Raw genomic sequence first — 20,119 nt, forward strand, 5'->3', positions numbered from 1 at the left:
GTTGTTCTAAAACCGCCAACTCATCGCGATTTTTTCCTGCAACCTGGCCCGGTCTTTAAACTTCGCGGACAAAATTTTTGATTGTTTAGAATACAAGCTAAATGATTCGCTTGGGTAAGGATAGGTTTCATGACTGTAGCTGGCGATCGCTTGACAAATTTTCCTGACTCTGAATGCGCCGGACAACCTGACGGTATCAGTTGGGACTGGCAGAGCTGGCAAGGCTTGCCTTATCTGACTTGTAGCTTGCTTTCTCAATGGTCTCACGGCTTTTTTACTCGCGATTTCTCGCCCCAGGGGCCGATCGATCTGACGGCAGTTCTCGAACCTGGAGCTAAGGTTTACCGACTCCAACAGGTACACGGCAATGGGGTACTCAAAACGAGTGAGTTGTCCCCGGTTGTGGCTCTGGGCCCGGAAACTGCTGCCCCAAGCTATGCTGAGGCTGATGGCTTGGTTGCCGAGCGAGAATTGGAGGCGCTGTGGGTTTGCTCGGCTGACTGTGTGCCGGTGCTGATTGCTGACGATCGCACGGGACTGGTTGCCGCAGTTCACGCGGGTTGGCGCGGGACTGCTGCTAAGATATTACCAGAGGCGATCGCTCAACTTGTGGCACAAGGCAGTCAACTAGAAAATCTGAAGATTGCTATGGGGCCGGCGATCGCTGGAAAGGTTTACCAGGTATCTGTGGAAGTAGCAGCGGAACTGGGAGCCACTATAGCTCCTAAGAGTGCCGTTAGTGCGACAGCCGACGGCATCTGCGAGTTTTTGCACCAACTGCCGGAAACGCCTGTCTTGGCCGATCCAGAACCGGGAAAAGTACGCTTGGATGTTCGCCTCTGCAATGCTCTGCAATTGCAGCAGTTGGGAATAGATGTTTCTCAAGTGGCGATCGCTCCTTTCTGTACTTATTCTGACTCGGCTCGCTTTTTTTCGTACCGCCGCGATCAACTTAAAAAAGTCCAGTGGTCGGGAATTGTGAGTGCCTGCGGGACAAGTTCCTTCTGAGGGCATTTGGCAGAAGGTAAAATTTTAGACGGCAAAGATAAAAATAAAAATCTTTGGATTCATTATTTTTTATTTACGAATGCCAAATGCCTTCTAGTTTCTATTTTCGTAAGGTTTGCTGGTTCCTGTTTTAAAGCACCAAAAACTAGCAGCAAAACTTTTGGGAAAGCGGCGATCGCCCCCGCCCCGCTTTCCTCTCTTGTTAAGATTACTCTATAACGAGAGTCTTCAGCGGGTTATTACAATGAGTGAGCCAACTCCCTATCAACTGCTTGAAGTCGATGAAGATGCTTCCTTTGATGAAGTGCAAGAGGCCCGCACGCGCCTAGGTGAGCAGTACAGCGGTGACAAGAAACGTTTGGAATTGATCGAAGCAGCTTACGACGCGATCCTTATGGATCGCCTGCGGCAGCGACAGGAAGGCAAAATAAAAGTACCAGAACGCATCCGCTTTCCCGAACGGCTGACTCCCGCACCCCCAAGCTTTACTCCGTCTCCTCCTAGTGGCAGCCCAGCTTGGTTGCAGCGGCTAATCGATACTCCTACTCGATCGGACATTTTGTGGCCGGCTGGGGTGTATGTGGGGTTAGGTGGACTGAGTATTTATCCGGCGGCTAATGATGGTTTACTACAGTTGACTCTGGCTCTTGGGGTCGGGTCTTGTCTTTATTTTGTTAATCGCAAGGAACAAAAATTTGGTCGGGCTGTGCTGCTTACTGTGGCTGGCTTGGTTATAGGCTTGTTGCTGGGAGGCTTTTTGGGTTCTTTGGTCAGTCCGGCATTTATAACAACAGAGAAATTTATCGCTTTGTTTACGTTTTTAATTCTCTGGCTGGTAAGCGGTTTTCTGCGATAGTCAGTTGACTGTTGACAGTTGACTGTTGTCAGTTGTCAACAGTCATCAATCATTAGTCAACCATCAACAGTCATTAGTTATTGGTAATTGTTAAATGGTAATTAGTAATTGGTAATTGGTAACAATCAACTAACTACTAACACCTAAAACTTACGAACCAACCAATAACAATAATTAACCACTGCCAACTGTCAACTGTCAACTGTCAACTGACAACTGACTATCTAAAATAATCTCAACTGCTTCGCTCAAATTGTTGGCAATTAAATCCGGTTGCTGCATTTCTAGTTGGGTGCGATCGCGAATTCCGCACAACACACCAATTACCTTGACACCGTGGGTTTTTGCGGCAACAATGTCCGCCTCCGTATCCCCAACCATCCAAAGGTCAGAAGCCGGCGGCAGTTCGGCGAGAGCTCTCGCCATCAGCAGGGGCTTATCTTTGACATCCCCGGTTTTAACGTAATCGTTGGGGAGGCAATAGCGGCGGTTTTCTGGGAAAAATTGCCCTAAATTACAGCGGTTGAAGGCTTCATCTAGTTCCCTAACCCGGCGCATGGTCATCACCGCTAAGTCTACTCCAGCGCGCTGCACCTTTTCGAGAGTTTCGACAGCAGTGGGAACTGGTTGATCGTAAATCATGTAGGGTAGGGTGTGGACGGTTTGACGGCGTTTCTGGGCAAAATCGCGGGCTTGGGCAGCGTCTAATCCTGAGAGGATGGCGATTTCGGTTTCGGGAACCCGCGCACGCTTCAGGTCCCAAAACTCGGCTTTCGGGAGTTCGCGCACTGGTTGGCCCGAACGCTTAGTCTCGGCGAGACACTCCTGGTAAACTCGGTAGTAGCGATCGGACACGTCCATGATCGGGCCGTCAAAGTCGGTAATAAGTCTCAGCATTTAGCAGAGTGTTTTTAAGTTTTTATACAAATTCTTCGATACTATATCATTTAAAGGTAACACTTTCTTTACAAAAATTGACACAAATACCTAGGGGAGGTAAGGTCTATAGGAATGGTGCTAATTAAAGGAAACTTTTGAATTAAACTGTGCTGTTCCTTAACTTTAGCGGTTGTAACCCATATCGGGGAATTTAAAATTAAAATGTGTCGCACAAATAGTGTAAACCGCTACATATTCTTCATAAATCTCAACCTCAATCGAGGCTGATTTTGACTGCGCTTTCTCCAAAAAAGTTGATCCTATTAATATTTGGTCCCATTTTTAAAATAAGCAAAAAACTGCTTGGAGAATCCAAAGTGTACTGTTTGCATAAATTAGCCAGCGGTAACAGGTGAAGACATATGCCAGTATAAAAATTCCCATGATAAATCGCAGCCAAACAACAACTAACTTTACCGGCTAACCTTTGAGAGAGATGCTCTACAATAACGAGATGCTTCCCACATTAACTGTAGAGAGCAGCCCAAGAAGTATTAATATTCTTCTTTATAAGCTGTTATCCTTACGCAGGATTGAATACCTCACAGTCGATCGCGAACTTAAGATTAAAGAAATATCTTTGAAAGTGCAAGATTTTGCCTTTCATGAGGAAGTAGGCGCAGGAAAAGACGTGCGCGATAGTTTTCCCGAACTGATTGGGATTGAAGGACTCCTTGAAGATATTATTGAAGAACGACAGCAAGATTGTCAGTTAAAATCAATTAGCCGAGTTCTCAAAGACGGATCTTATTTGTATCTAAACTTGTACATTTTTGGTTATAAGGGGCAAGCCAATGCTGACAGATTGATTATTTTATGCGAAGATGTGACAGATAGCATTGGCTCTCAGCCAACCATCGTTCTGACTGCCAAGAAAACAAGTATTAAAGGCGATAACTTAGCTGCGGCTGGCGATTATATTGACAAAATTATTAATTCCCTAGGGGATGTTTTGTTCGTAACAGGAACATCGGGCCAAATCAAAAAAGTGAATCAAGCTGCACAGCAATTATTTGGATATACCGAATCGGAATTAATCGGCCAATCCATATCAATGATTACGGCTGAGGAGGAATTGTTACGCAAAGTCAGCCAGCTACCTCCTGCACTTAAAAGCGAATATTGGCCTCAAGTAAAAGTAGCTTGCCAAACTAAAATAGGTTTAAAGGTGATTGTTGCGTTTTCATGCTCTAATTTTGAGACAAGCACAGGAAGCAAGGATGCAGATAGGGAAGTTATACAAGATTTTGTTTATATCGGCAAAGACATTACCAAGCAACAACGCATAAAAAAGTGTCAAGAAGCACAGTATGCTGTGACTCATATCCTGTCAGAATCAACTTCTCTAGATAGCGCAACTCCGAAAATTTTGCAAGCTATTTGCCAAAGTTTTGGGTGGGATTTTGGCGAGCTTTGGACGCCTGCAGAGGGGGAGAAAGAAACTCGATTGGGTGAGGAAATAAAATCTGAAAAAGATCCGCTTTGGTGCCTGCCGCTTTGCTGTCCGATCGAGGAAAATCCTTGTTGGCGGCGGGTGGCAGTTTGGCAGGCAGCGGATGAAGTTAGGGAGTTTGCCGAAAACGATCAGCAGATTATTTTGGCTGCGGGTGAGGGTTTGCCGGGAGCGGTTTCCAGAAGCGGTTCTACGCAGTGGATTACTGATCTTGTGGGCGATCGCAATTTCGTGCGATCGCGCTTGGCCGAGGAAGCGGGACTGCGATCGGGATTCGGTTTCCCCATTCACGCTAGGAACCAAGTTGTAGGAGTAATGACTTTTTTTTGCCGGGAAGAACTGCCACCGGATCAAGATTTACTTCAGATCATAGCTGTGGTAAGTTCTCAATTAGGGGAATTTGTCAAGCGCAAATATGCAGAGAAAGAATTGCAAGAAGCTGAAGCTTCAATCCGATTTTTGTACGAACAAGAAAAACGCCAAAGTGAAGAATTAGCTCGGCAAAATTTAGCTTTAGAACAAGCCAAATTAGAATTACAAGCAGCTAACATGGAATTGCAGCGCCTCGCTTCGGTGGATGGATTGACTCAAATTCCCAACCGCCGCTGTTTTGACAAAAAATTGGAGTTAGAATGGCAGTTGATGGAGCGAGAAAAAGAGTCGCTGTCTTTAATTTTGTGCGATATCGATTTTTTCAAACTTTACAACGATCATTACGGGCATCAAGGAGGCGACGAATGTTTAAAACAAGTAGCCGAAATTTTAGCTAGCAACGCTCAGCGGGCAGGAGATTTAGCCGCCCGCTACGGTGGCGAAGAATTTGCGGTAATTTTGTCGCGAACTGATGTACAAGGAGCAAAGCAGATAGCTGAAGCAATTCGCAGGGATTTGAAGACAGCGGCAATTTTTCATGCTGCTTCCAAGGTAAGTAAGTTTATAACTCTTAGTATGGGTATCGCTACTACGGTACCTGCTGCTGGTTTATCGATTGAGGAGTTAATTGGACAGGCTGATCGAGCGCTGTACCGAGCTAAACTAGAAGGGCGCGATCGTATACTTGGCCTAGACTTGAAAATAGAATTTCAGGACGGGAAAGGAGTATTTTCTGATGATTGTGAGAGAAGCTAAAATCGCTGACGCACCTGCAATCGCACGGGTTAATGTAGATACTTGGCGGACAGCTTACCGAAACATTGTACCGACAGATTACCTCGCGCAACTGTCCTATGAAAAGGGACAAAGCAATTGGCAAGAAATCCTCGTAAACGCAGAAAAAAGTAAAAATTTTGTGTGCGTTGCTGAGAATGACTTGGGAGAAATTGTGGGTTTTGCTGCGGGTGGTTGCGAGCGAACTGGCAAATATGTTTATCAAGGAGAATTATTTGCCATCTATATTTTGGAGGAATATCAGCGTCAAGGAATCGGACGGCAACTCGTGAGAACAGTTGCCACAAAATTGGCAGAATTAAGTTTGAACTCGATGCTAGTTTGGGTACTAGGAGACAATTCAGCCTATAGGTTTTATGAATTATTAGGAGGTGAAAAAGTAGACGAACAGCAGACAAGTAGAGCAGGAGTTGCACTCAAAGAAATTGCCTACGGGTGGAAAGATATCGCAGTGCTGATTAACACGGCTGTATGACTTAAAAACGGGAACTTTTGTCAATCATCGATCAAACTTCCCCTCTTCATTTGTTCCCGTTCTATCGCCTCAAACAAAGCTCGAAAATTCCCCGCCCCAAAACCTCCAGCTTGCACCTGTTTGCCGTTAACTAAACTAACTCGGCGCTCAATAATCTCGAAAAAGAAAGTTGGTTCTGCAAAAATTGGCTGAGTAAAGATTTGCAGCAGCATCGCTGCGGGAGTATCTTCTTGCCAATCTGCCAAAACTTGACAAGCTGCAATTGCTTGCCAATCTGCGGGCAAATAGTTTTGCCGCTCCTGCAATTCGGAGTAGTATGTTGAAGGAACCGGTAGAAAAGGCAAACCGCACGATCGCAAATCGGCAACAACCCCCACGATATTATTAGTTTGCAAAGCCATGTGCTGAATTCCCGGCCCTCGATTTGCGCTCAAAAACTCTTGAATTTGAGAATTAGCTGATGCCGGTTCATTAATTGGGAATTGCACCCCACCTTCAGCGTGCACCATAACTTGGCTCCGCAAAGCCGATTTCTGAGTCTGAATGTCAAAATTTTGCTGCGGTTGAAAACCTAATATTTTTTGATACCAACTAACAGCACTCGACAAGTCCCCAGATTCAACATTTAACACTACGTGGTCAATCCGGGTAAACAACGGCAGCTTATCCGAAGCCGATAGCAGTGAATGGCTGCCAATTCGCTCCACGAGAGTATGGCTTAAATCTCCCCAGCCCGCGATTTTTGCCCGCTTAAAATAGCCTCCTGCGTTTAGGTCTTCTTGAATCGGTTCCAGGATTTTAGCGCCTTCAGCAGCCGCTCTAGCTACCGCTAATTCAATATTTTTTATCCGAAAACCCACATCGGCAATCCCTGGAGGATGAAACTTCAACCAGCTAGCAACCGGACTAGCGGGTGTCAGGGGCGAAGATAAAACAAAACATACATTGCCACTGCTGACCACTTCAATGTGAGTGTGGCTGTTGGCATAACCTGCTATTGATTGAAAGCCTAACTGGCTGACAAACCAGTCGCGGGATACTTTAGCGTTTTCAACGTAAAATTGAATGCGATCGAACTCCATAATCAATAATGGAAAATGGAAACTAAAAAATGGAAAATAGTCTTATTTTCACTGCGAAACAGCAAGGGAGGGATTGAGTAATGGATATTTTTCATGTTTTTTATTGTGCGTTGACTTAATAATAACCTAAAGATTGAATATCCTAGATCCCTCTGAAGGCAGAAATAAGTTGGCACTTAAAAGAAACCCGGTCTCTGCGATAACTTAGATTTCACCGCTAGGCCTTCGCCAATAGGACTAAGGCGAAAAAATAGTTTGACGTGCTACTTGTAGGGGTAAGGTGCGCCAGCTCGTGCACCTACATAATTAAGTGCTGTATAAGTTCTCAAACCTAAAAATATCATAATTTTTTTGGGCTTCAGCTTCCGCTGCCTTCTGCATTCAAATCACCCTTCAATCGCTAAAAGAACAAATGACTTTCCGGCTGAATATTAATCTCCATCGGCACAGCTTGCGGGTCAGCCGAAAGAGCAAACATAATCGCATTGGCGGCAGTTTCGGTACTCAGCATTTTTGACCTGTCTACCTTCAAACTCACATTATCCCAAAACGGAGAATCCACCCCGCCAAAATAGAATAGCGTAAACTTAATGCCGTAGCGTCGCAGCTCATCTGCCATGCACTTGCTGAAACCAACTACCCCAAACTTTGAAGCGCAATAAGCCGTTCCCATCGCCATCGAATGCTTGCCCAAAATCCCGATGACATTGCAAATGTGGCCGGATTTGCGCTCTTTCATCACATTCGCCGCTGCTTGAGATGTGTAAAAACTGCCTTTTAAGTTCAAGTCAAGCATTGCATCTAAATCAGCGGGTTCTAACTTGTTCCACTGCTTGAGAATTCCGGCACCAGCGGCGTTTATGAGGGCATCCATTTGTCCGAAATGTTCCACAGCTTTGTGCATCAGCGTTTCGACTTGCGGCAAATCGGTTATATCTGTGGGCACGCACAGTACCTCTGTTGCTGAAAGTTCGCCAGCTAAAGCGTCTAACTTGCTGCTGTCTCTGGCGGCGAGCACTAGCCTCGCACCCGCATCAGCGAGTTTGCGGGCCACTGCTGAACCGATGCCGCCAGTCGCACCCACCACAACCACAACTTTGTCCTGCATATCCCTTTACATTTCTTTACGTCCAGATTGTATGATAACTCAACTTGCTTGTAATGGGACGTTTATATATTTTAATTTTTTATTAATTGAGGGAAACTTGCCAGCCTTTTTCAGCTTTTTTTAGCTGGAGAGCAGTGCAGGATTGCAAAAATTTAGGAAACTTTCTACCGAGATTAAAATCCTTAATTATTTGGGTAATTTGTTTGCCGTATTGTCGGTGAAATTCGCTGCCTACATTGGAGAGAAATACAGAATTTTCCGGAGAGTTGCCGGTTAAGTCGCCAACGATTTTGACAAGAGCTCTTTCCAAGTCTTCCAGAGAATTAATATCGGTCAATTTGCCAGGTGCTGCCTGGGAATTATTGAGATTTTCTTTGCTAAGTATTGGGGGCGGGGGGGATAATCTTACTTCAAAAAGAGTGACATAAGTTTGAGAAGTCTCGGAGGGTTTGTGGAGTACAAAATCGGTCGGATATTTGAGAAATATATCCCTGGTTTTTGTGCCTAGCAAATGAGTTGCAACCAGTTGATTGAGGACTAAACCGTAATTTTCCCTAAATAAAGCTGAAATCGTAGAAAGTTTGATCCACTGAGTTGAGGTACGTTGTTGCTCTTTTTTGATTAATTCTTTTAGCTGAATAACTAATTGTTCTAGGGGTGTAATTTCCGGTATGCTTACGAGGGAATGGGTTTCAACTTGTCCGGTTTTGCTGTTTAAAACTATGATTTTATCTATTTGTTTGCGGACTTGAAATACGGTTAATCCGTGGGCTTGCAGTGTATTGCTGAGGTGAGTGAGGGCGCGATCGGACGAACAGACAAAAATCTCTTTGGCTGTGGGATAATGTACGAAAATCGATGCGCCAACTGTAGCCATTTTTAAGTCGGCGCTGTCTTTGCCGGGGGGGACGTGAATTAGTTGATAGCCGCGCTGGTGAAATTCGGCATCTTTCTTGCCCATGCTGCGCCAGTTGGCAAAGGCAACTTTGATTTGGATGGGATAGTGGCAAATTCCCTCTAGGAATTTTTCGGTTTCGATGGTGAGTTGCAAGTTTTCGACATCTAGCAGCAAGATAGCAATGCCGAGAGGAAGCGGGACTGGTTGATTGGCTGTTGGAGTTGGAGGTTCTGACGCAACTGAGTTTTGTGATTTAGGTGGTGCTGTTTGAGATTGGGCTAGCTGCTGAATTTTGGCACATAATTTGCTGAATTGAGGTGAATTAACGAATTCTGGAACCAGCAGAATTTGTAGGTATTTTTTCGCAGTCAGCAGCAGGGAATCTGTATCGCTGGCTACTGTGAAACTTTTTGTCAATTTTCCAATCAAAACTGACTGAAAATCAGGTTTGGCCCAGGGGGTGTTCCTGTATTTTTCAGTTATCCATTCGGGATGCTTTTCCTGAATGGTAATTAGGGTTTGAGCTATATAGCGACTGATGGCGCTGAATGCGAGAGATTCTTGAGTCGCCAGCAAGGGAGTTCGATCGGGCATGACCCTCTACAATGCGGGATGCTGTTTCAATTTATCACACTTCTAGTTTCTCGCCGGGAGTCGGACGATCGCCCGCCAAATTAAACCGGCGACAATTAAGGCCAATCCTGTCAGCCAAATTTGCCTCTCCACCCAGAAAGCCAGACACAGACAACTCCCCAAACCCACCCAAGCCAACCACTGTGGATAAAGCCTTTCGGCGGGGGAAAGTTGCAGCGCGGCGAGGTTGGTGATAGCGTAGTAAATCAAAACGCTAAAAGCGCTAAATGACCAAGTGGTTTTGACATCGCCGACGAGGATTAAAAGTGCGATCGTAACTTCGACAACCACCACAGCGACGTAGGGATTTGTCCCCTCTGGATTCAGCCGCGCCAAGACTCTCGGCATATCCAAACGCCGCCCCATCGCCAGCCAGATGCGCGAGAGCCCTAAAATTAAGTTCAGCAAGACTCCCAACATGGCAGTAATTGCGCCGGCGGCTAGCAGTTGAGAAACTCCTGGAATTGGGAAACTGCGGGCGATGACTTCTAAAGGTGCAGCCGTGCCGCCTGGTTGTAAAGACAATTTATCGGCTCCCCCCGCGCCGGCGACAACTACTGCTACCCCCACGTAAAGCAGCATTGTCAGCACCAAAGTGAAAATTATGGCTTTGGGAATCGTTTCCCTCGGTTCCCGCACTTCCTCGCTCATGGTGGTGATGCGGGCGTAACCGCTATAAGCGACAAACATCAGGGCGGTGGCCTGGAAGATGGAGCCGATCGAGCTATCATTCTGTAGGGCGGGCATTTCCCACCTTACCTCTGGTAAACCGATAGCAACAAACACCGCTAAGGATAGAAGTGTAACTGAGACTATGGCAGTATTGGCAATATTCGATCGCCTAATTCCCGTCAATACAATTAAAGTGAGGGTGGCGAGGGCGACTAAAGCTGTTAGGATTACGTAAGTGCGATCGGCTACACCAACTGCATTTAAAAAATACCCCGCAAAACCTAAAGCAGCAGTAGCCGCAGAAGCCGTTTTCGCCAACAAAAACATCCAGCCTGCTGTAAAACCCAGCCAAGGATTGAGATATTTGTAGCCATATTCATAAGTACCGCCGCTAACAGGATGATTTGCCGCTAATTGAGCGCTGCTAAGGCCATTGCAAACAGCCACTAAAGCCGCAATACCGACAGCCAAAATCACCCCCGGCCCAGCAACTTCCGCAGCAATGCCGATACTCACAAATACTCCGGTACCGAGGATTGATCCCAGGCCCATGAGAGTTGCGCCGAAAACACCTAACTCTCGCTTCAGAAGTGGTGAAGACATAAATATAGCAGGCAAAAGGCCAGCTTCACAAAAATGTTGATCTGTTGTGGAACAGGCATCTTGCCTATTCTGAAGACATAACTATAGCAGGCAAGATGCCTGCTTCACAAAAATATTTGTCTGTTGTGGAACAAACATCTTGCCTGTTCTGAAAGAGGCTCAAGATGTAAGTATTAACCGAAACGCCCTTGAATGTAATCTCTCGTACTCGAATTGCCCGCAGAAGTAAAAATCTTACTTGTCGGCCCAAATTCCACCAGGCGACCGATGCGACTTTCATCAGTATTAAAAAATGCCGTGTAATCAGAAACACGAGCTGCCTGCTGCATATTGTGCGTCACAATCACAATCGTTAACTGCTGCCGCAGAGTCTGAAATAACTCCTCAATCTTCATCGTTGAAATCGGATCGAGAGCAGAACAAGGTTCATCCATTAACAAAATTTTCGGCTTCACCGCCAAAGCGCGAGCAATACAAAGTCGCTGCTGCTGTCCGCCCGAAATCCCCTGCGCCGATTTATTCAAATCGTCTTTCACCTCATCCCAAAGCGCCGCACTTTTGAGTGCAGATTCCACAATTTCATCTAATTCTGCTTTGCTTTTGCGACCAAAAATTCTCACCCCGTAAGCAATATTATCGTAGATGCTCAGCGGAAAAGGATTTGGTCTTTGAAACACCATCCCTATTTGGCGGCGCAAACTATTAATGTTTACTTTCGGGCTGTAAATATCTTGTCCAAAAAACTCTACTCTTCCTTTAATTTGAACCTTTCCCTCCAATTCACCAATCCGGTTGAGAGCTTTGAGAAAAGTGGATTTCCCGCAACCTGAAGGGCCAATAATAGCCGTAACTTGCGGGTGAGGGATATTCATCGATAAGTTTTCTAATACTTTGTGAGTTCCGTAATAAAAACTTAAGTCCTGAACCCGCAGTGCTGGCATTGCATTGGGGTCAATTTCCGGCGTAGCCTCGTCTAGGAATTGATGTGTAGAGTCTTCGGATTTCAAGTTAGCTTTAGGTTTCATTATTTGCCTCGTTATATTGTTAATATTTGACTTAGAGATGCACTTGAGTTATTGGTTTATCGATTTTGCAAGCGTTTCCGAGTTACTGTACGGGATGCGACGCTAGCAATCAAAACCATGCCCAAAAGGACACAGGCAGCAGTCCACGCCAATTCGTTCTGCTCCTTGTAAGGAGAGCTAGCGTAGCTATATATTAATACCGACATAGAAGGAGTCGGAGTCAGCAATGTTTCGGGAATTTCTTTTAGTGTTGAGATAGTTTCTGCACCTATCTGGGACTGCATTATCTCCCCTAGTTTATCAACTAAAGGAGGCCAAAATTGACTCGACAAGGCAGTTACAATCAGCGGGGCGGTTTCGCCGGCTGCCCGGGAAGCAGCGAGTAAAATACCTGTGGTAATAGTTGGAAGTGCTGAGGGAATAATAATCCGAAAAATAGTTTGAAAACGTCCGCCTCCCAAACCAGCAGAAGCGAGACGGTAAGAAGTAGGCACTAATTTTAATGCTTGTTCTGTTGTCAGAGCAACCACTGGAAGCATGATGATGCCGAGGGCAAAACCACCGGCTAAGGATGAAAATGCTTTGGTGGTAACGACAATTAGGGCGTAGGAAAAGACGCCAACTACGATCGACGGAACACTGCTGAGAATAACCGTAATAAAGCGAATACTATTAGCAATCGCTTTGTTTTCTCTACCAAACTCAGACAAAAATATTCCCGTCATTACACCGATAGGCACGCTGATTAATGTCGCAATTCCCACCATTAAAGCAGTGCCGATAATCGCATTGGCAAAGCCGTTGGGCTGGTCTTCAACTCCGACGGGTGCAGGCAGAGATACTAGCACTTCCCAGCTCAAATGTGTAAGTCCTTCCCCCAAGATTTTGTACAAAATCGCGAACAAAGGTAGCACGGCAAGAGCTGTGAAAATGAAGGCAATAAGTGTCATTCCCCGACTGAACAAATTTCTGCTCAGTGACAGGGGTTGGTAAATTTCTGCATCCAGAATACTGTTTGATTTTTGTGCTTGAGTCATGCGATTTTAGATTTTAGACCTTAGATTGATTCGACGGATTTCTCAAGCTTGTTCTCAGGATGTTACACTTTTCTCTTTCTCCGTCCTGAGCGTGGGAAAGAATACATAAAAAAGCTTGTTACCAATTACTTTCGAGGGTATTAATTCTTAGATCCCTTAACGCTCATTAGCTTAACCAGCAATACTGCCACTGCATTCACCAACAGAGTGATGACAAATAGAATCAAGGCTAAATACATCAAAGCGCCGATGTGCAGCGGTTCGAGAGCTTCCCGAAATTGACTGGCCAAAACAGCAGGAATTGAGTAGCTGGGAGCTAGGAGAGATTGGTTAATTTGAATCGAGTTGCCAATCACCATTGTGACGGCCATTGTTTCTCCTAAAGCGCGTCCCAAGGCCAAGATTGTAGCGCCGATAATTCCTGAACTAGCTGCTGGTAATAACAGCTTAAATATTGTTTCCCAGCGGGTGGCACCGAGAGACATCGAAGCACTTCGCAAATCGACTGGAACTGACAGCAAGACATCGCGGCTGATGGCGGCTACTGTGGGCAAAATCATAATCGATAAAAGTATCCCAGCGGGCAGCATTCCGGGGCCTAAAGGTTCGCTGCTGAACAGGGGAAACCAACTGAAATTATCAAACAATGACTGCTGCAATGGCAACAAAAAGGGAATCAAAACAAAGATTCCCCAAAGGCCAACTATTACGCTGGGAATAGCCGAGATTAATTCAACCATGAATCCCAAGGGCGATCGCACCCAAGCGGGTAAGAAGTTCTCGCTAGTAACTATAGCTACTGACAGCCCTAAAGGAAGTGCGATGATTACGGCGATCGCAGAACTAATCACAGTACCGTAAATAAACGGCAAAGCCCCAAACTCCAACTCGCCGATATCCCACTTGGGATTCCACAAGAAAGAGAGTCCAAATTGGCTAATAGCTGGCCAAGCATCTTTAAAAATTACCGCGCTTATCCAGAACAGCGTGCCCGCTGTCGCGAAGGCAAAAGCCCATACAAACAGTGTAAATCCTGACTCGATCCATAAACCTTCACCAGAAGTATCTGTCAAGTCTAATGCTGTGTTTATTTCGGGCGATTTTCCAGTCACTTTTTTACGTTTTTTGGAAGGATTGGTCATACCGGAATAATTGCGTAAAAAGCGAAATATTTGCTTGAGAAACCAGTAATTATAATTAGCTGGCAGGGTGGGCTGCACCTTAAATCAGTAAATGTAAGGCACATTGGCTTGATAATTTATGAGTTTTGAGTCCTACAGCAGATTCCACGTTTATCAAGTACAACCAAGAGTGATAGCTCTCCGTAGGGAAAAAGGCTAAAGCCTTTTTCCCTACACTTAATAAACCTGGAATAGGCTATATATTTAACTCTTAACTCCTAACTCCCTGCGATCGCCCCAATTAACCTTTGGCAACTACACTCTGATTAACTGTTTGAATCACCTTTTGAGCTGTAGCTGAAGGAATTTGAGTAAACTCTAACTGTTTGTTGAGACCTTGACCTGTAGTCATCACCCAATTAACCATCTTTTTAATAGCATCTGCTTTGGCAGCAGGATACTCTTTGTAGATTAATAGCCAAGTCAAACCAACAATCGGATAACCGTCGTTAGGATTGCCTTCTACTAAGCGGAAATCTGCGGGGAATGTTTCCCCCGCTAAAGCTTTCTCTGCTTCAGCCAAGCTAGGATCTACAAACCTACCAGCTTTATTTTGAATAAACGCTGTTTGAAGATTGTTTTGCCGAGCATAAGTATCTTGAACGTAGCCGATCGCACCCGCTGTATTTTTCACCAAAGCAGCTATGCCGGGGTTTCCTTGACCGCTGACAGGGCTTCCGGGCCAACTCGGCTGAGCGGCTGCTTTGATGCTGCTGCCGATCGCCTGCAAGTGATTAGAAAAAATAAAGGTAGTACCGCTGCTTTCTGCCCGCACAGCTACTCGAATAGGAGTATTGGGCAAGTTTTTAGCTTGTCCAGAAATTCCCGCTATTTTAGCATCGTTCCAGCGAGTAATCTTCCCTTCAAAGATGCCTTTCATGGCATCGTTATTTAGCCTCAGATTGGTCACTCCCGGCAAGTTGTAGACAACTGCAACAGCGCCGCCAGCAGTCGGAACCGCCATGACACCGCGCTTTACTTCGGCTATTTGTGCCGCCGTCATCAGCGCGTCGCTGCCTGCGAAGTCAACAGTGCCTGAAATTAATGCTTTGATACCAGCACCGCTGCCAGTTCCTTCGTAGTTTACAGTAATTTGATTTGCACTTCTCATCTGAGAGAAGTAGCGATCGTAAAGAGGTTTGGGGAAAGTGGCTCCCGAACCATTTAGTGTTACCGCAGCTACAGCAGAACTAATCAAAGTCAGCGAAAATGCTGCTGCTGCTAGTGTCACTATAAAACTACGTCGCCAACGTCCCGTGAAAAAATTCATACTCCTCCTCTTCCTTAATACCCGTCTTTGCAAATATCCTCCATAGGATAGACTGAAATTCCCAAGGAAAGGGAGTATATAGAATAAGCTTTGTTTAAATTTTGGTTAAGAGCATTTTAAATAAAAATTAGCTAAAGTCAGTTTTTGATGAATCAGAGAAATACCAAATCATAGAGTAACGATAACAAGAGAAATTTATTTAGCGATCGCCCGATCGCCCCCACCGCTCACTCCATCCCCCGATCGCCGCATAATAGTAGGGACACTTAACATTTCTTTAACAACAATGGCAAGAGACTTGCGGGGATTCCTAAAACTGCTAGAAGAACGGGGACAACTGCGCCGGATTAGCGCTTTAGTCGATTCCGACCTCGAAATTGCCGAAATTTCCAACCAAATGCTGCAAAAAGGCGGCCCCGGATTGCTGTTTGAAAACGTCAAAGGGGCAGATTTCCCCGTCGCGATTAACCTATTGGGTACGGAAGAGCGCGTTTGCTGGGCGATGAACATGGAAAAGCCGATCGAACTAGAAGAGCTCGGCAAAAAACTGGGAATGCTGCAACAGCCAAAACCGCCGAAAAAGATTTCCCAAGCGATAGAATTCGGCAAAGTGTTGTTCGACGTAGTGAAAGCCAAACCCGGCCGCGACTTTTTCCCAGCTTGTCAGCAAGTGGTATTTGAGGGAGAAGGGGTGGATTTGAACAAAATCCCGATGATTCGCCCTTATTCGGGAGATGCGGGTAAAATTATCACCCTGGGTTTGGTAATTACCAAAGATTGCGAAACGGGTACGCCGAATGTGGGGGTTTATCGGTTGCAGTTGCAGTCAAAAAACACGATGACTGTACACTGGTTATCGGTGCGGGGCGGCGCGCGACACTTGCGGAAAGCGGCGCAGGCTGGTAAAAAGTTGGAAGTTGCGATCGCCCTGGGAGTCGATCCCCTGATTATTCTCGCCGCTGCAACGCCAATTCCTGTAGATTTATCGGAATGGTTATTTGCCGGACTTTATGGCGGTTCCGGCGTGCAATTGGCGAAGTGCAAAACCGTTGATTTGGAAGTACCGGCGGACTCGGAAATCGTGTTAGAAGGAACGATTACGCCGGGGGAAGTTTTGCCCGACGGGCCCTTCGGGGATCACATGGGTTATTACGGCGGCGTGGAAGATTCGCCGTTGGTGCGGTTCCACTGCATGACGCACCGCAAAGACCCGATTTATCTGACCACATTTAGCGGGCGGCCGCCGAAAGAAGAAGCAATGATGGCGATCGCGCTTAACCGTATTTATACGCCTATTTTGCGGCAGCAAGTATCGGAAATTGTCGATTTCTTCTTACCGATGGAAGCCCTGAGTTATAAAGCCGCAATTATCTCGATTGATAAAGCATATCCCGGTCAAGCGCGCCGGGCTGCTTTAGCATTTTGGAGTGCATTACCGCAGTTTACTTACACTAAGTTTGTGATTGTTGTCGATAAAAGTATCAACATTCGCGACCCGCGTCAAGTAGTTTGGGCAATTAGTTCTAAAGTCGATCCAGTTCGGGATGTATTTATTCTGCCGAATACGCCTTTTGATACGTTAGATTTTGCCAGTGAAAAGATTGGTTTGGGAGGCAGAATGGGGATTGATGCTACTACGAAGATGCCCCCGGAAACCGATCACGAATGGGGGGAAGTTTTGGAGTCCGATCCTGATGTGGCGGCGATGGTAGAAAGGCGTTGGGCTGAGTACGGTTTGGCTGATTTGAATTTGGGTGAAGTCGATCCGAATTTGTTTGGATATGAGATGAGGTAGGGAATCGCCACAATGTTGTGTCCTGGATTTTTTGAGTAAAATACGATTTTTCAATTGCCGAAAATACAGTAGGGGCACAACAATGTTGTGTCCTGGTTTTTTTGAGTAAAATACTAGAAACACAACATTGTTATCTCCTTAGACAATCAACTCTCTTTGAATCTTCGCGAGCATTATTTTTTCTTTACTGTTCCAAAATCTCAACTAAATCTTCGATCGCAATATCGAACGCACGGGCCATCTTGTCCAAAGCTGTGTAGTCAACGGTAGCCATGCCTGGAGAACTGGCATAGGTGGCGATCGTAGTGTATGGAATACCCGTTCTGTTGGAGACTTCCCTGAGAGTCCAACCCTTCTCTTGAGCAAGTTCTCGAACTCGCAGTCTAATTCGTCCCATTCCGCCCTTGACAATTACGACTACTCGTAATTTAATGAATATACAATTAATAGCGATCGCCCTCGGACCTGAGAAATCTAGAGCGATCGCCTTTCATTCACCACCCACAAAAGTGGGAAGGATTTTCCTATGATACCAAAACAATCGACATATCGCGATCGACTTCAACCTTGGTGCATAATTCGCCACCTCCCCAACTGTCAGCGGTTAACAGTCGCCCGTTTCGCCCGCCGCCCCGATGCCGAATCTTACCTCAAAGCACTGCGCCGCTTAATGCCCGCAGTCCCGCATACAATTGTTTTCGTAAATGCGCTGTCTGTCTTAGATGAAAACAGGGTTCCAATTCCGATGCAATTGTCGATCGAAAGTTAATGCGATCGAACTGATATCTTGCATTTGTTGCCATATTCCGGCAGCGGTTTAAACCCCCGACGGAATATGGCAATAAGTGCAATATGTGCGATAGAACCTATTATTGCAAAAGCTCGATTGACCTTTCAGCCTTCATTAGTCACAAGCGAAGCTATGCCCTAAAAGCTATTCCAAAAAGCCAGTTGCGCCAAAAAAATGTTGCTAAACTATAAATAGACTTGAGTCAAGGAGCCAAATCAATGCCATCTCCCTTTCCCGGTGTCGATCCCTATTTAGAACATCCTAACCTATGGCCTGAATTGCATCACTGGTTGATTAGTGAAATTGCCAGATTTTTATCTCCCCAACTGCGTCCTAAATATCGAGTTGCCGTAGAGTTGCGAATGTATGAAACCAGCGGCGAAAATTCATTGCTTGTCGGTATTCCCGATGTGACTATACAGCGTTCTCAAACATCAAATAACCCCGCAGCGAATGTGGCTCTTTTGGCACCTCCAGCACAACCGGTGACGGTGACACTTCCTATGCCTGAAATTATCAAGGAAGGTTATTTAGAGATAAGAGGAGTGGAAACCAAAGAAGTAGTCACAACGATAGAAATACTTTCACCTACTAATAAACGACCAGGAAAAGGTCGGCAAATGTATGAGAAAAAACGCGAAAAAATCCTGGGCAGTCGCACTCATTTGATTGAGATTGATTTGCTGCGACACGGTGAACCAATGCCAGTGTTTGGGAATAATCTTGACAGTCAATATCGGATTTTGGTTTGTAGGGGAAATCGCCTCCCTTCAGGCGATATGTATGCTTTTAATCTTCAAAATTCAATTCCTGTTTTCCCCGTGCCTTTGCGTCCCGAAGACTCGGAACCTATTGTTGATTTGCAAATGCTTTTTAATCAAGTATACGATATTGCGGGTTACGACATGGAAATAGATTATTCCCGGGAGCCAATACCGCCCTTGTCTGAAACAGATACAATTTGGGCAGATGCTTGGTTGCGCGATCGAGGATTGCGACATTGATTTGGCGTGCAGCCATCCTCTTAGTCTGCGGAGGCAGACTTCGTTTTTGTAGAAGCGATTTCAATCGCAGAATGACTTAATTCTCAAATTGCTTGACAGCTAAACATCTTGACTTTGCATCAACCGCTGCTTCAAACGCGCCGGATCTCCCCGATCGACAACTTGGCCCTTTTCCAACAAAAAAGCCCCATCGCAGTAATTCAACTCATCCAAACGGTGAGTCACCCACAAAGCCGTAATCCCGCGATTTTTTACCAACCGCTGCACCGCCGCCACCAAATCCAACTGAGAATCAGGATCTAACAAAGCCGTCGGTTCATCCAACAGGAGAATTTCGCAGTGACGGGCGATCGCCCCAGCAAGAGCAATTCGCTGCTTCTGGCCCCCGCTCAAAGCATAAATCGGCCGCCGCTGCAAATCCAGCAAATTCACAGCCTCCAAAGCCTCCGCCACCCTCTCCCGCACCTGAACGTTAGAAAGCTTTTCCTCCACCAAACCAAAAGCCACATCCGCACCCACTGTCGGCATCACCAATTGGTGATCGGGGTTTTGAAACACAAAACCCACCCGTCCACTCAGGTCAATTTCCCCCGACTGGGGGTGCAGCAGCCCAGCCATTAGCCTCAACAGCGTAGACTTGCCGCTGCCGTTAGTGCCCAAAAGCATCCAAAACTCGCCCTTGGGTACATCCAGAGAGCAACCTTGCAACACTCGATCGCCCGACGGCCAGCAAAAACCCAAATCCCGCACAGCAACCGCTGACTGGCTCATATCGGCACCAACACCCCCAGCCCTCATTCTGCTGTCATCGAGACAAAACCAGGGGATCTGCCTGTAGATGACGCCCCCGATTTCTGAGAAACCACCACCCCAGAAATCTCGCTGCTGAGTACAGCCACCTTTTTCTCAGGATTTTTCTCGCAGGTGAGTTCCAAAATTTGCGGTTGGGAGTTGCGAATCGCCGCCAGTACCTGCTGGTAAACAGTCTCAGCGTCCTCCTCCAACTTCCGCTGCACCGACAGCGAGACGGGCGTATTTTTCACAATGATGTCAATGCTGAACATATAGTCTTAAAAACCTAAGTTTGGAGCTCTATCCTCAGTATATATATAGGACTTACCCA

Annotated in this window: 19 protein-coding genes; 7 read left to right on the forward strand and 12 right to left on the reverse strand. The window is 46.0% G+C overall.

Features of this window, described 5'->3' with window-relative positions; all coding sequences use genetic code 11:
• Positions 1–129 precede the first annotated feature (129 nt).
• Together pgeF and QT994_RS02175 are read left to right on the forward strand one after the other, a co-directional pair.
• The gene (gene pgeF / locus QT994_RS02170; protein ID WP_333171440.1) at positions 130–1,008 is read left to right on the forward strand and encodes a peptidoglycan editing factor PgeF; all 879 of its coding nucleotides are present in this window, start codon (positions 130–132) and stop codon (positions 1,006–1,008) included.
• Between the two features lie 244 nt (positions 1,009–1,252).
• Positions 1,253–1,864: a CPP1-like family protein gene (locus QT994_RS02175; RefSeq protein WP_333044107.1), complete on the forward strand. Its 612-nt coding sequence runs from the start codon at positions 1,253–1,255 to the stop codon at positions 1,862–1,864.
• Between the two features lie 198 nt (positions 1,865–2,062).
• On the opposite strand, the gene QT994_RS02180 is transcribed toward QT994_RS02175, so the two are convergent.
• The gene (locus QT994_RS02180; RefSeq protein WP_333171443.1) at positions 2,063–2,761 is read right to left on the reverse strand and encodes an HAD family hydrolase; all 699 of its coding nucleotides are present in this window, start codon (positions 2,759–2,761) and stop codon (positions 2,063–2,065) included.
• 496 nt (positions 2,762–3,257) lie between these two features.
• Here QT994_RS02180 and QT994_RS02185 point away from each other — a divergent pair, with 496 nt between their 5' ends.
• Both QT994_RS02185 and QT994_RS02190 read left to right on the forward strand, forming a co-directional pair.
• On the forward strand, positions 3,258–5,384 hold the full coding sequence (locus QT994_RS02185; protein ID WP_333171445.1) for a diguanylate cyclase domain-containing protein: 2,127 nt from the start codon (positions 3,258–3,260) through the stop codon (positions 5,382–5,384).
• Entirely contained in the window at positions 5,365–5,898 is a 534-nt protein-coding gene (locus QT994_RS02190) for a GNAT family N-acetyltransferase (RefSeq protein WP_333171449.1), read from the forward strand. Before QT994_RS02185 ends, QT994_RS02190 begins: the two co-directional genes overlap by 20 nt.
• A gap of 20 nt (positions 5,899–5,918) precedes the next feature.
• On the opposite strand, the gene hppD is transcribed toward QT994_RS02190, so the two are convergent.
• From hppD to pstS, 8 genes are all read right to left on the reverse strand, one after another.
• A complete protein-coding gene (gene hppD, locus QT994_RS02195) occupies positions 5,919–6,986 on the reverse strand; it encodes a 4-hydroxyphenylpyruvate dioxygenase (protein WP_445243858.1) in 1,068 nt (355 codons plus the stop codon).
• A 394-nt stretch (positions 6,987–7,380) separates the two neighbouring features.
• On the reverse strand, positions 7,381–8,088 hold the full coding sequence (locus QT994_RS02200; protein ID WP_333171452.1) for an SDR family oxidoreductase: 708 nt from the start codon (positions 8,086–8,088) through the stop codon (positions 7,381–7,383).
• A gap of 82 nt (positions 8,089–8,170) precedes the next feature.
• The gene (locus QT994_RS02205; RefSeq protein ID WP_333171454.1) at positions 8,171–9,580 is read right to left on the reverse strand and encodes an NYN domain-containing protein; all 1,410 of its coding nucleotides are present in this window, start codon (positions 9,578–9,580) and stop codon (positions 8,171–8,173) included.
• Positions 9,581–9,622: 42 nt separating this feature from the next.
• The gene (locus QT994_RS02210; RefSeq protein WP_333171456.1) at positions 9,623–10,894 is read right to left on the reverse strand and encodes an APC family permease; all 1,272 of its coding nucleotides are present in this window, start codon (positions 10,892–10,894) and stop codon (positions 9,623–9,625) included.
• A gap of 173 nt (positions 10,895–11,067) precedes the next feature.
• Complete coding sequence (gene pstB, locus QT994_RS02215; RefSeq protein WP_333171459.1) at positions 11,068–11,919, reverse strand: phosphate ABC transporter ATP-binding protein PstB; 852 nt, start codon at positions 11,917–11,919, stop codon at positions 11,068–11,070.
• A gap of 56 nt (positions 11,920–11,975) precedes the next feature.
• Positions 11,976–12,956 (reverse strand): phosphate ABC transporter permease PstA, encoded by a 981-nt coding sequence (gene pstA, locus QT994_RS02220; protein WP_333171461.1) that lies wholly within the window; start codon positions 12,954–12,956, stop codon positions 11,976–11,978.
• 140 nt (positions 12,957–13,096) lie between these two features.
• A complete protein-coding gene (pstC, locus tag QT994_RS02225) occupies positions 13,097–14,098 on the reverse strand; it encodes a phosphate ABC transporter permease subunit PstC (protein ID WP_333171463.1) in 1,002 nt (333 codons plus the stop codon).
• Positions 14,099–14,378: 280 nt separating this feature from the next.
• On the reverse strand, positions 14,379–15,407 hold the full coding sequence (pstS, locus tag QT994_RS02230) for a phosphate ABC transporter substrate-binding protein PstS (protein WP_333171465.1): 1,029 nt from the start codon (positions 15,405–15,407) through the stop codon (positions 14,379–14,381).
• A 286-nt stretch (positions 15,408–15,693) separates the two neighbouring features.
• On the opposite strand from pstS, the gene QT994_RS02235 reads away from it, so the two are divergent.
• The gene (locus QT994_RS02235) at positions 15,694–17,202 is read left to right on the forward strand and encodes a UbiD family decarboxylase (protein WP_333171468.1); all 1,509 of its coding nucleotides are present in this window, start codon (positions 15,694–15,696) and stop codon (positions 17,200–17,202) included.
• Between the two features lie 184 nt (positions 17,203–17,386).
• On the opposite strand, the gene QT994_RS02240 is transcribed toward QT994_RS02235, so the two are convergent.
• A complete protein-coding gene (locus tag QT994_RS02240; RefSeq protein ID WP_172192515.1) occupies positions 17,387–17,599 on the reverse strand; it encodes a helix-turn-helix domain-containing protein in 213 nt (70 codons plus the stop codon).
• A 129-nt stretch (positions 17,600–17,728) separates the two neighbouring features.
• On the opposite strand from QT994_RS02240, the gene QT994_RS02245 reads away from it, so the two are divergent.
• Together QT994_RS02245 and QT994_RS02250 are read left to right on the forward strand one after the other, a co-directional pair.
• Positions 17,729–17,971 (forward strand): hypothetical protein, encoded by a 243-nt coding sequence (locus tag QT994_RS02245; protein WP_333171470.1) that lies wholly within the window; start codon positions 17,729–17,731, stop codon positions 17,969–17,971.
• Positions 17,972–18,210: 239 nt separating this feature from the next.
• Positions 18,211–18,996 (forward strand): DUF4058 family protein, encoded by a 786-nt coding sequence (locus QT994_RS02250; RefSeq protein WP_333171473.1) that lies wholly within the window; start codon positions 18,211–18,213, stop codon positions 18,994–18,996.
• A 99-nt stretch (positions 18,997–19,095) separates the two neighbouring features.
• Here QT994_RS02250 and QT994_RS02255 read toward each other — a convergent pair whose 3' ends face one another.
• Positions 19,096–19,767 carry an ABC transporter ATP-binding protein gene (locus QT994_RS02255; RefSeq protein WP_333171476.1) on the reverse strand — a complete coding sequence of 224 codons (672 nt, stop codon included), beginning with the start codon at positions 19,765–19,767 and terminating at the stop codon, positions 19,096–19,098.
• A 23-nt stretch (positions 19,768–19,790) separates the two neighbouring features.
• Positions 19,791–20,060 carry a hypothetical protein gene (locus tag QT994_RS02260; RefSeq protein WP_190663726.1) on the reverse strand — a complete coding sequence of 90 codons (270 nt, stop codon included), beginning with the start codon at positions 20,058–20,060 and terminating at the stop codon, positions 19,791–19,793.
• Positions 20,061–20,119: the final 59 nt, after the last annotated feature.

It is taken from the genome of Microcoleus sp. S13_B4 (assembly GCF_036700885.1).
In the GTDB taxonomy this organism is placed as follows: domain Bacteria; phylum Cyanobacteriota; class Cyanobacteriia; order Cyanobacteriales; family Microcoleaceae; genus Microcoleus.